This is a genomic window from Amycolatopsis ponsaeliensis (assembly GCF_030182635.1).
Classification (GTDB): domain Bacteria; phylum Actinomycetota; class Actinomycetes; order Mycobacteriales; family Pseudonocardiaceae; genus Amycolatopsis; species Amycolatopsis ponsaeliensis.
Genome location: NZ_JAPZLD010000035.1, coordinates 22,044 through 35,032, shown reverse-complemented (window position 1 = coordinate 35,032; position 12,989 = coordinate 22,044). Strand labels below are relative to the sequence as shown.

17 protein-coding genes are annotated in these 12,989 nt (G+C 71.7%); 13 read left to right on the top strand and 4 right to left on the bottom strand.

Annotated elements, in window-relative coordinates; all coding sequences use genetic code 11:
- Positions 1-110 precede the first annotated feature (110 nt).
- Both mshD and QQ657_RS38740 read right to left on the bottom strand, forming a co-directional pair.
- Positions 111-1,016 carry a mycothiol synthase gene (gene mshD / locus QQ657_RS38745; protein WP_284747320.1) on the bottom strand — a complete coding sequence of 302 codons (906 nt, stop codon included), beginning with the start codon at positions 1,014-1,016 and terminating at the stop codon, positions 111-113.
- A 63-nt stretch (positions 1,017-1,079) separates the two neighbouring features.
- Positions 1,080-1,829, bottom strand: coding sequence for a winged helix-turn-helix transcriptional regulator (locus QQ657_RS38740; RefSeq protein WP_284747319.1), 750 nt, complete (start codon positions 1,827-1,829; stop codon positions 1,080-1,082).
- Positions 1,830-1,981: 152 nt separating this feature from the next.
- On the opposite strand from QQ657_RS38740, the gene QQ657_RS38735 reads away from it, so the two are divergent.
- The 9 genes from QQ657_RS38735 to QQ657_RS38695 all read left to right on the top strand — a co-directional run bounded on the left by QQ657_RS38735 (position 1,982) and on the right by QQ657_RS38695 (position 8,036).
- Positions 1,982-2,878 (top strand): LmeA family phospholipid-binding protein, encoded by an 897-nt coding sequence (locus QQ657_RS38735; RefSeq protein ID WP_284747318.1) that lies wholly within the window; start codon positions 1,982-1,984, stop codon positions 2,876-2,878.
- A 10-nt stretch (positions 2,879-2,888) separates the two neighbouring features.
- A complete protein-coding gene (locus QQ657_RS38730) occupies positions 2,889-3,341 on the top strand; it encodes a TlpA family protein disulfide reductase (protein WP_284747317.1) in 453 nt (150 codons plus the stop codon).
- Positions 3,342-3,605: 264 nt separating this feature from the next.
- The gene (locus QQ657_RS38725) at positions 3,606-4,037 is read left to right on the top strand and encodes a DUF4395 domain-containing protein (protein WP_284747316.1); all 432 of its coding nucleotides are present in this window, start codon (positions 3,606-3,608) and stop codon (positions 4,035-4,037) included.
- Between the two features lie 29 nt (positions 4,038-4,066).
- Positions 4,067-4,903, top strand: a complete 837-nt coding sequence (locus tag QQ657_RS38720) for a sulfurtransferase (protein ID WP_284747315.1) — start codon at positions 4,067-4,069, stop codon at positions 4,901-4,903.
- The gene (locus QQ657_RS38715; RefSeq protein WP_284747314.1) at positions 4,903-5,214 is read left to right on the top strand and encodes a DUF1416 domain-containing protein; all 312 of its coding nucleotides are present in this window, start codon (positions 4,903-4,905) and stop codon (positions 5,212-5,214) included. The genes QQ657_RS38720 and QQ657_RS38715 overlap by 1 nt, the downstream gene beginning before the upstream one ends.
- A gap of 240 nt (positions 5,215-5,454) precedes the next feature.
- Entirely contained in the window at positions 5,455-6,069 is a 615-nt protein-coding gene (locus QQ657_RS38710; RefSeq protein WP_284747313.1) for a heme-binding beta-barrel domain-containing protein, read from the top strand.
- 4 nt (positions 6,070-6,073) lie between these two features.
- The gene (locus tag QQ657_RS38705) at positions 6,074-6,670 is read left to right on the top strand and encodes a 5-oxoprolinase subunit B family protein (RefSeq protein WP_284747312.1); all 597 of its coding nucleotides are present in this window, start codon (positions 6,074-6,076) and stop codon (positions 6,668-6,670) included.
- The gene (locus QQ657_RS38700; protein ID WP_284747311.1) at positions 6,667-7,512 is read left to right on the top strand and encodes a 5-oxoprolinase subunit C family protein; all 846 of its coding nucleotides are present in this window, start codon (positions 6,667-6,669) and stop codon (positions 7,510-7,512) included. Before QQ657_RS38705 ends, QQ657_RS38700 begins: the two co-directional genes overlap by 4 nt.
- Before the next feature lie 98 nt (positions 7,513-7,610).
- On the top strand, positions 7,611-8,036 hold the full coding sequence (locus tag QQ657_RS38695) for a hypothetical protein (protein WP_284747310.1): 426 nt from the start codon (positions 7,611-7,613) through the stop codon (positions 8,034-8,036).
- On the opposite strand, the gene QQ657_RS38690 is transcribed toward QQ657_RS38695, so the two are convergent.
- The gene (locus QQ657_RS38690; protein WP_284747309.1) at positions 8,015-8,863 is read right to left on the bottom strand and encodes an aminodeoxychorismate lyase; all 849 of its coding nucleotides are present in this window, start codon (positions 8,861-8,863) and stop codon (positions 8,015-8,017) included. The two genes, QQ657_RS38695 and QQ657_RS38690, sit on opposite strands and share 22 nt — an antisense overlap.
- Before the next feature lie 31 nt (positions 8,864-8,894).
- Between QQ657_RS38690 and ygfZ the strand changes: the two genes are divergently transcribed.
- From ygfZ to QQ657_RS38675, 3 genes are read left to right on the top strand one after another with little or no spacing between them, the layout of a single operon-like run.
- On the top strand, positions 8,895-10,034 hold the full coding sequence (ygfZ, locus tag QQ657_RS38685; protein WP_284747308.1) for a CAF17-like 4Fe-4S cluster assembly/insertion protein YgfZ: 1,140 nt from the start codon (positions 8,895-8,897) through the stop codon (positions 10,032-10,034).
- A gap of 49 nt (positions 10,035-10,083) precedes the next feature.
- Positions 10,084-10,647, top strand: a complete 564-nt coding sequence (locus QQ657_RS38680) for an RsiG family protein (protein WP_284747307.1) — start codon at positions 10,084-10,086, stop codon at positions 10,645-10,647.
- Positions 10,644-11,579 carry an asparaginase gene (locus QQ657_RS38675; protein WP_284747306.1) on the top strand — a complete coding sequence of 312 codons (936 nt, stop codon included), beginning with the start codon at positions 10,644-10,646 and terminating at the stop codon, positions 11,577-11,579. Before QQ657_RS38680 ends, QQ657_RS38675 begins: the two co-directional genes overlap by 4 nt.
- Positions 11,580-11,609: 30 nt before the next feature.
- Here the strand turns inward: QQ657_RS38675 and QQ657_RS38670 are convergent, their stop codons facing one another.
- Positions 11,610-12,506, bottom strand: coding sequence for a DUF8083 family protein (locus QQ657_RS38670; RefSeq protein ID WP_284747305.1), 897 nt, complete (start codon positions 12,504-12,506; stop codon positions 11,610-11,612).
- A gap of 207 nt (positions 12,507-12,713) precedes the next feature.
- Between QQ657_RS38670 and QQ657_RS38665 the strand changes: the two genes are divergently transcribed.
- On the top strand, positions 12,714-12,902 hold the full coding sequence (locus QQ657_RS38665) for a DUF3073 domain-containing protein (RefSeq protein WP_284747304.1): 189 nt from the start codon (positions 12,714-12,716) through the stop codon (positions 12,900-12,902).
- Positions 12,903-12,989 lie beyond the last annotated feature (87 nt).

The window sequence follows — 12,989 nt, the reverse complement described above, 5'->3', positions numbered from 1 at the left end:
ACAAGGCCCGGGATGTGAGCAGTGCTACTAGCCCGATAGGGTGCCGTGTCCCGGCCGTGACCTGCGCGTTCGCACACGGTGACGAGTCGTTCGCGCGGCGTCGATCGTGGTCACCGACCGTACTGGACGTCGGTTTCGTGACGGGCAAACCCGAGCTTGGTGTAGACGGCGAGCGCCGGGGCGTTGTCGCCCTCGACGTACAGGATGATCTGCCGCAGCCCGCGGCTCGCGAGGTACCGCAGCCCGGCGAGCGTCAGCGCCCGGCCGAGCCCGCCGCCCTGGGCCGCCGGGGCGACGCCGACGACGTAGACCTCGCCGACGCGCTCGCCGTCGAAGCGGCCCGGCGTCGCCTCGTGGACCTTCGTCCAGTGGAAACCGATCACTTCGCCGTCCTGCTCGGCGAGGAAGAAGCCGTCCGCGTCGAACCACGACCGGCCCTCATCGGCACGGAGGTCGTCGGCGGTGAGGGCGCCCTGCTCGGGGTGCCAGTCGAAGGCCAGCGCGTTGACCCCGATGACGGCGTCCTCGTCCTGCCCCGGCACGAACGTCCGCAGCGAGACGCCGTCGCGCAGCCGTGGCTCCGGCCAGTCCGCGCCCTCGACGTCGGCGTGCAGGATCAGCAGCTCGCGCTTGCGCTCCAGGCCGGTCCGCACGGCCAGCTGCCGCGCCGCCGGGTGGTCGCCGTGCGCCCAGATGCGGAAACCGATCGCGGCGCGCTCGTCGACGGCCTGAAGGAGCTTCGCGCCGTAGCCGCGGTTGCGGTGGGCGGGGTGCACGAACAGCTCGGCGACCTGGTGCCCGAAGGAGTCGCCCGTGGTGTCGAGGTGGACGTAGCCGACGACATCGCCCTCGACGCAGGCGACGAGGTGCTCACCGCCGTCGAACTCGCCGGGCAGCGGCCCCTCGGGCTCGGCCTCAGGCCGCCCGTCGGCTTCGCGCACGGCCAGCAACAGCCCGCGCACGTCCTCGAGCTGCTGCTCGTCCAGCTCCTGGCGCCACTCCCCGTCTCCGCTCACCCCGTGACCGTACCCGCGCCGGAGGCAACGCGACGGTTGCCGGCGCGTCCTGGGAGTGTGGCGTCAGTGCGCGAGTTCGGGGGTCTCGGCCGGCGCCTCGGCCTGCGCGGGCACGGCCGCCCGCGGCGCGCCGCCCTTGGCGGGCCGCTCGAACTTGTAGCCGACGTTGCGCACGGTACCGATCATCTGCTCGTGCTCCGGGCCGAGCTTGGCGCGCAGCCGCCGCACGTGGACGTCGACCGTGCGGGTGCCGCCGAAGAAGTCGTAGCCCCAGACCTCCTGCAGCAGCTGGGCGCGGGTGAACACCCGGCCGGCGTGCTGGGCGAGGTACTTGAGCAGCTCGAACTCCTTGTAGGTCAGTTCGAGGGTGCGCTTGCGCAGGCGGGCGGTGTAGGTCGCCTCGTCGATGACGAGCTCGCCGACCCGCAGCTCGGCGTCGACCTGCGCGGAGCCGCCGTCGCGGGTCGTGACCAGGCGCAGCCGCGCGTCGACCTCGGCCGGGCCCGCGGTGGGCAGCAGGATGTCGTCGGTGCGCCACTCGGCGCTCACCGCCACCAGCCCGCCCTCGCCGACGACGGCGATGATCGGGGTGGCCGCCTCGTCCTCGCCGGTGCCCTTGAGCAGGCGGCAGAGGCTCTTCGCCGAGGCCAGGTCGCTGCGCGCGTCCAGCAGGATGACGTCCCGGTGGCCCGCGTCGAGCAGGGCGGTCACCTCCGGGGGACGTACGCGTACGGTGTGCGGCAGCAGGTCCAGCGCGGGCAGCACCGAAGTGGCGTCGGCCTCTGCCGTCAGCACCAGAAGGTCCAGGCTCATGAGCCGCACCGCCTTCACAGATCGTCGCCTCACGGTGGCGTTGTTCGGTGCTAAGTGAGAATAGCGGCTCGACGGCCCGGCACCTAACCCTTGCTGGATCGATCACACCTGGAGAAACCCCGGTGGACCCGACGAACAGGAGTACGGACGCGATGGTGAGCAGGCCCGTGACCCGGGACGACCGACCCGCACCGAGGCCGGACGCGCGCCGCCGCGGCCGCCGCGCGCGACGCTGGGTGATCGCGCTCGTCGTTCTGGTGCTGCTGCTGGTCGGTGCCGATTTCGGGGCCGCCGCGTACGCCGAGCACATGATCTCGCAGAAGGCCCGGACGCAGCTGCAGCTGACCGACGACCCCTCGGTGACGATCCACGGCTTCCCGTTCCTCACGCAGGCGCTGGGCGGTGACTACAGTCACATCAGCGTGTCGGCCGCCGGCGTTCCGGTCGGCGGCAAGCTCCAGGACGTCGCGCTCAACGCCGAGCTCGAGGACGTCACGGCGCCGCTGTCGGACCTCACCAACGGCAACACGAAGGCGATCACGATCGGCAAGCTGACCGGCGCGGTCACCATCAAGGCCGCCGACCTCGCCCGCGTCGCTCCGCTGGACAAGATCAAGGACCTGCGGATCGAGCCGGCGACCACGGACTACGTCGAGAACGGCGACAGCGGGCAGAGCGAGCCGACGCCGACCACGACGACCACCGAGGGCCAGGCCGCCCAGGACGAGTCGAGCACCGGTGTCCGCATTTCGGGACACCTTCCGTTCGCGGGCAAGGATCTGGAAATCTTCTGCTTCGCGATGATCGAGGCCGACGCGAAGGCCGGGGCGATCAACTTCATCCCCAAGCGGCTGCAGTTCGGGAATGACCAGGAGACCACCGTCGTTCCGGCTGCTGTGCAGAAGGTGCTGATGCCGAACTTCAGCGCTTCGATCAACACGAAGGACTTGCCGCTGTCGGTCACCCCGACCGGCGTGCGGGTGCAGAGCGGATCGGTGACGATCAAGGGCGAGGCGACGAACGTGTCGTTCGCGGAGCTGAGCAAGTAGGAGGCGGCCGGTGACGGGGCTGTGGGTGCTCGTGGCGGTACTGGTGGCCGGCGTGGCCGCCGGCCTGCTGCTGAAGGCCCGCAACGGCCGGGTTCGCGTCGCGAAGCCCGGTCCGCCCGCCGGCGCTGCCGAGCCCGCCCGTGAGCTGCCCGGTCCCGTCGCCGCCGCCCTCGACCCGGCGTCCGCCGTGACGCTGGTCCAGATCTCCACCACCTTCTGCGCGCCGTGCCGGCACGCGAAGGCCGTGCTCGAACCCCTGGCCGAGCGCACCGACGGCCTGCACCACGTCGAGCTCGACGTGACGAACCAGCCGGAGGTCGCGCAGTCGCTGTCCGTGCTGCGGACGCCGACCACGATCGCGCTGACCCCGGACGGCCGGGAGCTGCTGCGCGTCGGCGGCGTCCCCAAGGGCCCCGAACTGCTGGACGCGCTCCGGCCACATCTCACGACTCGGACGCCCTGACCAGGGCATGTCCCACGTACCGGGAATCGTCCCAAGGTATGAACGTGGTTCCCACTCTGAGGGAGCTCTGGGTACCCTCGCACCCGTGACCGGGCTGACCACCTTCTTGACGCAGCGACGCGCAGTCGACCTCTGCCGCGTCCGCAGCAGCCTGTGTCGCGCTCGCACCGACCGGCGCTGAAGCACGTCCGGTCCCACCCCAGCCTCGATGCCGCTGACGCGTGCCGTTCGCACGCACCCCCTGGAGCTCCTGCTGGAGGAACCATGTCCGCCGGACCGGCCGTCGACCCGCGAGGCCCGCGGTTCGCCGCCATCCTGACCACGATCGTGCTCGCGGTCGTCCTGGTCACCCAGTGGTGGCCGTTGCTGGCGATCCAGACCGTCGTGTTCGCCATCGGCGCGTTCGCCGGGCTGAAGCCGGCGCCGTACTCGATCGTGTACCGCACGCTCGTGGCCCCGCGCCTCGGCCCCACCGACGAGCGAGAGGACGCGGCGCCGCTGCGGTTCGCCCAGGCCGTCGGGTTCGTGTTCGCGCTCGTCGGGACGATCGGCTTCGCCCTCGACGTCACCCCGCTCGGCATCGTCGCGACGGCGTTCGCGCTCTTCGCGGCCTTCCTCAACGCGGCCTTCGACTTCTGCCTCGGCTGCGAAATGTTCTTGCTCATCAAGCGCTTCACCCCCGCCCGCGCGTCCTGAAGTTCAACCCCAGAAAGAGAGTCCGTTCCATGAGCCGTGAAGACGTCCTGGTCACCACCCAGTGGGCCGAGGAGAACCTGGACACCCCCGGCGTCGTGTTCGCCGAGGTCGACGAGGACACCACCGCGTACGACGGAGGCCACATCCGGGGCGCGGTGAAGTTCGACTGGCGCAAGGACCTGCAGGACGGGGTGCGCCGCGACTTCGTCTCCAAGGAGGGCTTCGAGAAGCTCCTGTCGGAGAAGGGCATCTCGAACGACGACCGCGTGATCCTCTACGGCGGCAACAACAACTGGTTCGCCGCCTACGCGTACTGGTACTTCAAGCTGTACGGCCACGAGAACGTCCAGCTGCTCGACGGCGGGCGCAAGAAGTGGGAGCTCGACGGCCGTGAGCTGAACTCCGACGAGGTCAAGCGCGACACCACCGACTACAAGGCCCAGGACCAGGACCTGTCCCTGCGCGCGTTCCGCGACGAGGTCGTCCAGTCCATCGGCGCGAAGAACTTCGTCGACGTCCGGTCGCCGGACGAGTTCTCCGGCAAGCTGCTCGCCCCGGCGCACCTGCCGCAGGAGCAGTCCCAGGTCCCCGGCCACATCCCGGGCGCGCTGAACGTGCCGTGGGCGAAGGTCGCCAACGAGGACGGCACGTTCAAGACCGAGAGCGAGATCGACGAGCTCTACAAGGAGCAGGGCATCGACGCCGGCAAGGGCACCATCGCCTACTGCCGGATCGGCGAGCGGTCGTCCATCGCGTGGTTCGCGCTGCACGAGCTGCTCGGCCACGAGGACGTGAAGAACTACGACGGTTCGTGGACGGAATACGGCTCGCTGGTCGGCGTGCCGGTCGAGTTGGGAGCCAAGTGATGGCGGTTGACGACAGCTGCGGCGCACCGGTCCAGGAGGCCACGCCGGCGGACTACGACACCAAGGGCCAGGTCGTGCTGGCCGGCAAGGTGACCGGCGCGGACGGGCCGGTCGGCGGCGCGTTCGTCCGGCTCCTCGACGGCGGCGGCGACTTCACCGGCGAGGTCGTCTCCTCGGCCGACGGCGACTTCCGCTTCTACGCGGCACCGGGTGACTGGACGGTGCGCGCGCTGCACCGCACCGGCAACGGCGAAGCTTCGGTGACGGCGGAAGGCCCGGGCCTGCACCAGCTGGCCATCTCGGTCGCCTGAGTCCCATGCCGTCAAGGCCACCTTGCGGGCGTCTGACGCCCGCAAGGTGGCCTTGACGGCATTCTGGGGTCGTGACCGTGCTCACCGCGGTGACCCTGCGCCGGGCCGGGTGAGCGGCGGCGGACTATCCTGCTGGGCGTGGAAGCTCTGTTTACGACCTTGCTGGTGCTGGCGGGCGTCGCCATCACGTGGTTCGCCGTGTACGTCGTCTACCGGCTTTACGCGGACCAGCGCTGACCCATGACCGCCAGCGGCGACGACGCCATCGCAGCAGCGGAGATGCGCGCGGGGAGCACCCGGACGCGCAACCTTCCGCTGTGGGACGACCTGCCCATCCCCAACGACACCGCGAACCTGCGCGAGGGGCCGGACCTCAACGACGCCTGCCTCGCGCTGCTGCCGCTCGTCGGCGTGTGGCGCGGTGAGGGCGAGGTCGACTACCCGACCATCGAAGGCCCGCGCAAGTTCGCGCAGCAGCTGACGATCTCCCACGACGGCCGGCCGTTCCTCGTCCACGAGTCGCGCGCGTGGCTGCTGGACGACGACGGCAACGTCATCCGCCCCGCCGCCCGCGAGTCCGGGTTCTGGCGGCCGCAGGAGGACGACACGCTCGAGCTGCTGCTCACGCACAACACGGGCATCCTCGAGCTGTACTACGGCAAGCCGCGCAACCAGACGTCCTGGGAGCTCGGCACCGACGCGGTGATCCGCACGTCCACGGCGAAGGACGTCACCGCGGCCCAGCGGCTGTACGGCCTGATCGAAGGCTCCCTCGGCTACGTCGAGGAGCGCGCGATGATGGGCCAGGAGATGCAACCGCACACCTCGGCACTGCTGCGCCGCGTCGTCGGCTGACGCCGTGCGCTGGCGGCGGTGCGGCGAGGACGCCGCTCTGCTCGACTGCGACTCGCTCGAGCAGATGCGGGCGGCCCACGCGACCGTCCGCGCGTCCCGTCCCGACGGCGTCGTCGACCTCGTCCCGGGCGCCCGGAGCCTGCTCGTGATCGGCGGGGTGGCGGCCGTCAAGGCGCTGCTGGACGGCGCCGACCTGACGCACCCACCCGCCGGTGAACCCCGCGAAGTCACGCTCGACGTCCGCTACGACGGCGAAGACCTCGCCCTGGTCGCCGCGGACGCCGGGGTCTCCGAGGACGCCGTCGTCTCGCTGCACACCGAGGCCGTCTACACGGTCGCGTTCACCGGGTTCGCACCCGGATTCGGCTACCTGACCGGACTTCCGCCGGAGTTGCGGCAGCCGCGGCTGGAGTCCCCGCGCACCCGCGTCCCGGCCGGGTCGGTGGGGCTGGCGGGCGAGTTCACCGGCGTCTACCCACGCGAATCGCCGGGCGGCTGGCGACTGCTCGGGCACACGACGGCGACGCTGTTCGACCCGCACTCCGACCCGCCCGCGCTGTTCGCGCCGGGTGACCGCGTGCGCTTCCGGCGCGTCCGGTGAGGTTCCTGGAGGTCCTCGACCCCGGGCGGTACGCGCTGGTCGAGGACCTGGGCCGGCCCGGCTACGCCCACCTCGGCGTGGCGCCTTCGGGTGCGCTGGACGTCCCGTCCCTGCGGCTCGCGAACCGCCTGGTGGGCAACCCGTCCGAGGCCGCGGGCATCGAAGCGCTGCTCGGCGGTCTCTCGGTGCGGCTGACGGCGTCGGCCACAGTGGCGGTGACCGGCCCGGTGGTCGACGTCCGGGTCGACGGCCGGTCCTTCGGCTCCCACGCGCCGGTGCCGGTCCGGGCCGGCCAGACGTTGTCGGTCGGCACACCCGCGACCGGCTTGCGCTGCTACCTGGCGTTTTCCGGCGGGATCGCCGTCGAACCGGTGCTGGGCAGCCGCTCGCGCGACGTCCTGTCCGGCATCGGGCCCGAGCCGCTGAAGAGCGGAGACGTGCTCCCGCTCGGCGAACCCGGAATCCCGGTGGGCGCGGACGTCGTCGTCCCCGTCCCGGCGCCGGGCGAGCTCGTGGTGCCGGTGACGCTCGGCCCCCGCGACGACTGGCTCGACGACCCGGCCGGCGGGCTGTCGGCGTGGTGGACGGTCACCGCCGAGTCGAACCGCGTCGGCCTGCGCCTCGACGGGACGCCGCTGCGCCGGGCCGTCGACGGTGAGCTGCCCAGCGAAGGCGTGGTCACCGGGGCGATCCAGGTGCCGCCGAGCGGGCTGCCGGTGGTGTTCCTCGCCGACCACCCGACGACCGGCGGCTACCCGGTCGCGGCCGTCGTTCGGGCGGACGCGCTGAGCGCGCTCGCGCAGGCCCGGCCGGGCACCCGGGTGCGGTTCCGGATGTCCTGAAAGTCCCGTACCGCCACGCGAGTGAGACCCAGGTCACGCCGTGCACCCGTCCGCGTGAGGCCTGGAACCATGTCGCGCCGTCGCCCGTCCTCATAGGCGTGGAGAAGGTGACGATCAGCGGTGGCACGGGTTTCCTCGACGTGAACACGCGGGAGCGGGCGGAGCTGCCCCAGTCGCTGCGGATCGCACTGGCCACCGGCCAGTTGCGCCGTCCGCTCGCCACCACGCTCGGCCCGGTCCTCGACCTGCTCGTCGACGGCGACTACGGCGTGAGCGGCCCGGAACGGCTGCCCGAAGACCAGCTGCTCACCCCCACCGACGTCTGGCCGCCGTCCGACGAAGCCCGCGTCGGCTACTACCGGACCGCCATCCGCAGCGGCCACCGCCCGGTCGCGGTCCTGCTGGCCGACGGCGACCGCGAGCTGATCATCGACGGCCACCACAAGATCGCCGCCTACCGCGCCGAAGAGATCGCCCCGGCCGTCGTCCGGATCAGCCTGGGTCAGGCGTACTCGGCCTCGTAAGCCGCCACGAGCTCGGCGTAGACCGCGGAGGAGCCGGGCAGCCGCTCGCCGTCCAGCGTGTGCACCCGGGTCAGCTTGCGCACGCTCGAAGCCATGAAGACTCCGTCGCCCTCGACGAGGTCGCGCACGGTCAGCGGCTCGACCTTGACCACCCAGCCCGCCTTCTCCGCGCCGCGGAACAGCGCGGCCTGCGTCGTGCCCGGCAGGATGCCGATGCTCGACGGCGGCGTGTAGAGCGTCCGGCCCTTCGCCAGCACCACGGTCGACGTCGGCCCTTCGAGCACCGAACCGTCGGCGGCGGTGAAAATCACATCTTCGGCACCGCGGCGGCCGGCTTCGCGCACCGCGGCCATGTTCATCGCGTACGACAACGGCTTCGCGCCCAGCAGCAGCCAGGGCGCGCGCTCGGCGAGGTCCGGCGGGAAACCGCGTTCGAGGGTGACCGCGGCGACGCCCTCGGCACGGGCCCGCAGGACCGACGGCGAGACCTCGGAGCCGAGCGCGAACCCGGTCGGCGTGGCGCCGGGGTCGCCGTCGGAACCCCTGGTGTACACCAGTTTCAGCGCCATTTCGGGGCTGCCCGACCACCTTTCGAGCACCAGCGAAACGACGCGCTCCCACGCGCCGAGGTCGGGCTCGGGGAGGTCCAGCATCGCCGCCGAACGGGCCAGCCGCTCGAGGTGCGGGCGCAGTTCGCGGGGCTTGCCGTCGACGACCAGGATCGTCTCGAAGACGCCGTCGCCGCGCAGCAGACCGAGGTCGTCGACCTTGATCTGGGCGGTGTCGGGGTCGGCCGGGGTTCCGTCCAGGAAGACGAGCACGCGCATGCCGACACGGTACTCACCTAGGCTGGGCGGTATGCCGTACCGCTCGCCGCTGCTGGACGTGCCCGGATCCATTCCGCCGCCTGAGTCGGACACTGCCCACCCCGAGGCGGGGGTGCCCTGGCATTGGGGAGACCCGTTCGCGGAGCAGCGCACGGCGTCGCGCGGCGTGGTCGTGATCGACCGCTCGCACCGGGAGTTCATCGCCGTCACCGGGGAAGAGCGGCTTTCGTGGCTGCACCTGGTCATCTCGCAGCACGTGACCGAGCTGGCCGAGGGCACCGGCACCGAGGCGCTGGTGCTCGACAGCCAGGGCCGCGTCGAGACGCACATGGTGGTCGCGCACCTCGACGGCACCGTGTACCTCGACACCGACCCGGACACGAGCGTCACCAGCGCGCTGCCCAAGGGCGGCCCCCAGACGCTGCGCGAGTACCTCGAAGCCATGAAGTTCTGGTCCAAGGTGGACATCCGCGACGCGACCGGGGAGTTCGCGCTGCTCACCGTGCTCGGCCCGGACGCCGAGCGCGTGCTGAGCGCGGTCGGCGCCGAAGTCGGCCCGGAGCCGTACGCGGTCGCGGCGCTGCCGGGTGGCGGCTTCGCGCGGCGGATGCCGTGGCCCGGCCGGTCGAGCGTCGATCTGGCGGTGCCGCGCGACGCGCTCCTCGACTGGTGGAAGCGGCTCACCGACGCCGGCGCCCGCGCGGCCGGCAGCTGGGTGTTCGACGCGCTGCGCGTCGAGTCGCTGCGGCCGCGGCTCGGCGTGGACACCGACGAGCGCACGATCCCGCACGAGGTGAACTGGGTCGGCTCGGCCGCGCACGTCGCGAAGGGCTGCTACCGCGGGCAGGAGACGGTGTCGAAAGTCCACAATGTGGGCCGTCCGCCGCGCAACCTGCTCCTGCTGCACCTGGACGGCTCCCCGGAAATCCGGCCGGAGCCCGGCGACCCGGTGCTGCTCGACGGCCGGACGGTCGGGCGCGTCGGCACCGTGATCCAGCACCACGAGCTCGGGCCGATCGCGTTGGCGCTGGTCAAGCGGTCGACACCGGTCGGTGCGGAGTTGCTGGCCGGCTCGGAGGACAACCTCGTCCAGGCGGCGATCGACCCCGACTCCGTCCCGTCGGAGCAGCCCGCGCCGGGCCGCGCGGCGGCGGCGCAACTTCGTGGCTGAACAAAAGCCCCTGACAGCGAGATCACGCTCAACCGGGATAAACTGCGCTGTGATCGAAGTGCGGCCCGGCGGCAGGCGGCGAATCGACCGCGTGCTCGGCCCGGGGTACCTCAGCGGCCTGGGTGAACTGCCGCTGAAGGTGCTGCGCGAGCGGCGCGACGAAGCCGCGCAGGAAGAGACGGACTTGTCCTACCTGCGCCGTCTCCTGCACGCCCGGATCGACATCGTGCGCGCGGAGCAGGCGCGGCGCACCTCCGGCGGCGAGTCGAGCATCGTCGACCAGCTGGCCACGATCCTGGCGGACAACGCGCTGGGCCCGGCCGCGGGTTCCGGACGGCACCAGCAGCTGGAGCCGTCCCGCGCCGGCGAGCACCGCCGGCACGCCGAGGCCCTGATCGGCGACACGGGTCTCACCGACGTCGAGTCCCTGACGGACGAGAAGCTCGCCTCCGCTTTGGACACCTACGCCAGCGAAGAGCTGTCGGTGTCGTCCTTCCGGCGCGAGGTCCAGGGCGTGATGGACACGTTCAACGCGGAGATCGCGAAGCGCTACCAGCAGGGTTCGGCCACTGTGGACGAGCTGCTGGAGAGCGAAGGCGGGAACGGCGAGTGACGAACCCCGTCCTCGCCGAAGTCGTCCGTTCCGGTTTCGTCGAAAGCGTCCACCGCGGCGCGCTGGTGATCACCGGCCCCGAAGGCGACGCACGCCTGGCCCTCGGCGACGTGGTGTCCCCGGTCTTCCCGCGCTCGTCGAACAAGCCGCTGCAGGCCGTCGGGATGCTGCGGTCCGGCCTGGACTTCACCGGCGAAGACCTCGCGCTGGCGTGCGCGTCCCACTCCGGCGAGCCGGGGCACGTCAAGCGCGTCCTCGAGCTGCTCGACGCGGCCGGCCTGCACGAAGACGACCTCGCGTGCCCGCCGGACTTCCCGCTGCACGTGCCGAGCATGCGCGACGCCGCCGAGCCGCGGCGCGTGATGATGAACTGTTCGGGCAAGCACACGGCGATGCTGACGACGTGCGTCCGCGCCGGCTGGCCGACAGCCGGCTACGAGTCCCCGGACCACCCGCTGCAGCAGGCGATCGCCTCTTCGGTCGGGGAACTGACGGGCGAGCCGATCGCCCACACGGGAGTCGACGGCTGCGGCGCGCCGTTGTTCGCGTTTTCGCTGACGGGGCTGGCCCGCGCGTTCGGCCGGGTGGCGGTCGCGACATCCGGGCCGTCGGAAGCGGTTTCGTCGGCCATGCGGGCGCACCCGTGGCTGGTGGCGGGAACGGGCCGCGAGGACACGGAGCTGATGTCCGCCGTGGACGGTCTGCTGTCGAAGGGCGGCGCGGAGGGCGTCCAGGCGTTCGCCCTCCCGGACGGGTTCGCGGTGGCCATGAAGATCGACGACGGCAACAAGCGCGCGTGCGCCCCGCTGGCGGTCGAGGCGCTCCGGTACTTGGGCGCGGATGTGTCGGGATTGGAAGGTCTGGCCCACGGCTCGGTGCTGGGCGGCGGACGCCCGGTGGGCGAGGTCCGGGTCCCCGAACTACGCGGCTGAACAACGGGTCGGCCGTGCCCGCTTTCGCGGTCAGTTCGAGCGTTCGCGGGACGCCAGGTCGCCCCAGAACTCACGCAGGTCCGAGAACAGCTCCGCGAGCTCCTCGACGTTGCCCGAGCGCAGCGCGTCCAGGATGTCGTGCACCTCGTCGGCCGTGTTGTCGGCCTCGAGGATCGGGTCCGCGAACAGCTGGACCAGCCCGCCGTAGTCGAGCTCGACCACCGAGTCCGCGTGGAAGTTGTCCAGCCACCGCCGCGTCTCGTACAGCACGCGCCCCGGTCCGGAGTCGCCGAACGTCTGCTCCAGCAGCTCGCCCGCCTCGCGGGCCCGGTGCTGCGCGTCGGCGAGGGTGGTGCGCCAGGAGACCTCGCGCTTCGGGTCGTCGCGGCCGCTGCCCAGCACCAGCCGCCGCTCGTCCGGCTCGATCAGCACGAACCACGGCAGCGGGACGGTCCAGGTCGTCGACAGCGTGTGCGCCGCCGACGTGCTCAGATCCGCCATCGCCGACTTCGTCCGCGCGCGGATCGTCTCCTGGGTGAAGCCGCCCTCGTCGAGGACCACGTTCTTCAGCGAGGGGTGCGCGTCGCCGAGGAAGGTGACCAGCGCGGCGGCCGAGCGGGCCCGCAGCTCCAGCGGGCTCACGAACGGCCCGTGCTCGGCCTTGCCCTCCGGCACGTCTTCGGCCGCGAGCACCAGGACGTCGGTCAGCAGGCTCGGCGCGGGACGCCCGTCGGCGAGTTCGGCGGGCAGCAACCGCCTTGGCGCGGCGACCTGTGACTTGAGCCACATGGCCTGCTCGCGCGCCCCCGCGTCGGTGCGCCGCAGCTTGGCCGCGGCGACGGCCGCACGCAGCCGTTCGTCCGGTGGGTCGCCCAGGGCGAGCAGGGGTTCGTACACCCGCAAGTAGGCCACGAAGGGACGGAGCACGAGTAGATCGTGGCACGCCTACCTGCGTCGATCGCCACCGACCGGCCGGTAACCGGCGTCCGGCGGACACTGTCACCACCGGCACACCGTGCCACGTCGCATCGAACCCCCCGGACACGGTACGGTGTGAGCAGGAAATAATTGTCGAGACGATGCGGGGCCGCCGATTCCCCCGGCCGCCCCGCCCCTGTGCGAGGGGGTCGAGCCATGGGGCGCGGCCGGGCTAAGGCCAAGCAGACGAAGGTGGCGCGCGAGCTCAAGTACAGCTCGCACGAGACCGACTTCGATGCTTTGCAGCGCGAGCTGTCGAGTGGTTCCTCTAGTGGTCACTACGAGGAGTCCGATAGCGATGATCAAGACCCGTACGACGACGGGTACGACGAGTACCGTCGTTGAGCACGCGTAACCGCGCGAGGGCATAGCCGGACACAATCCGGCGACCGCCCTCGCGCGCTGTGTGCTGCCCACGTGTTGTCTACAAGG

What these genes read in the sequence shown, in the direction of transcription:
- QQ657_RS38740 (WP_284747319.1), bottom strand. Translation starts at nt 1,829, where the DNA reads ATGAGCCTGGACCTTCTGGTGCTGACGGCAGAGGCCGACGCCACTTCG.
- QQ657_RS38735 (WP_284747318.1), top strand. Translation starts at nt 1,982, where the DNA reads ATGGTGAGCAGGCCCGTGACCCGGGACGACCGACCCGCACCGAGGCCG.
- QQ657_RS38725 (WP_284747316.1), top strand. Translation starts at nt 3,606, where the DNA reads ATGTCCGCCGGACCGGCCGTCGACCCGCGAGGCCCGCGGTTCGCCGCC.
- QQ657_RS38720 (WP_284747315.1), top strand. Translation starts at nt 4,067, where the DNA reads ATGAGCCGTGAAGACGTCCTGGTCACCACCCAGTGGGCCGAGGAGAAC.
- QQ657_RS38715 (WP_284747314.1), top strand. Translation starts at nt 4,903, where the DNA reads ATGGCGGTTGACGACAGCTGCGGCGCACCGGTCCAGGAGGCCACGCCG.
- QQ657_RS38710 (WP_284747313.1), top strand. Translation starts at nt 5,455, where the DNA reads ATGACCGCCAGCGGCGACGACGCCATCGCAGCAGCGGAGATGCGCGCG.
- QQ657_RS38690 (WP_284747309.1), bottom strand. Translation starts at nt 8,863, where the DNA reads ATGCGCGTGCTCGTCTTCCTGGACGGAACCCCGGCCGACCCCGACACC.
- ygfZ (WP_284747308.1), top strand. Translation starts at nt 8,895, where the DNA reads ATGCCGTACCGCTCGCCGCTGCTGGACGTGCCCGGATCCATTCCGCCG.
- QQ657_RS38665 (WP_284747304.1), top strand. Translation starts at nt 12,714, where the DNA reads ATGGGGCGCGGCCGGGCTAAGGCCAAGCAGACGAAGGTGGCGCGCGAG.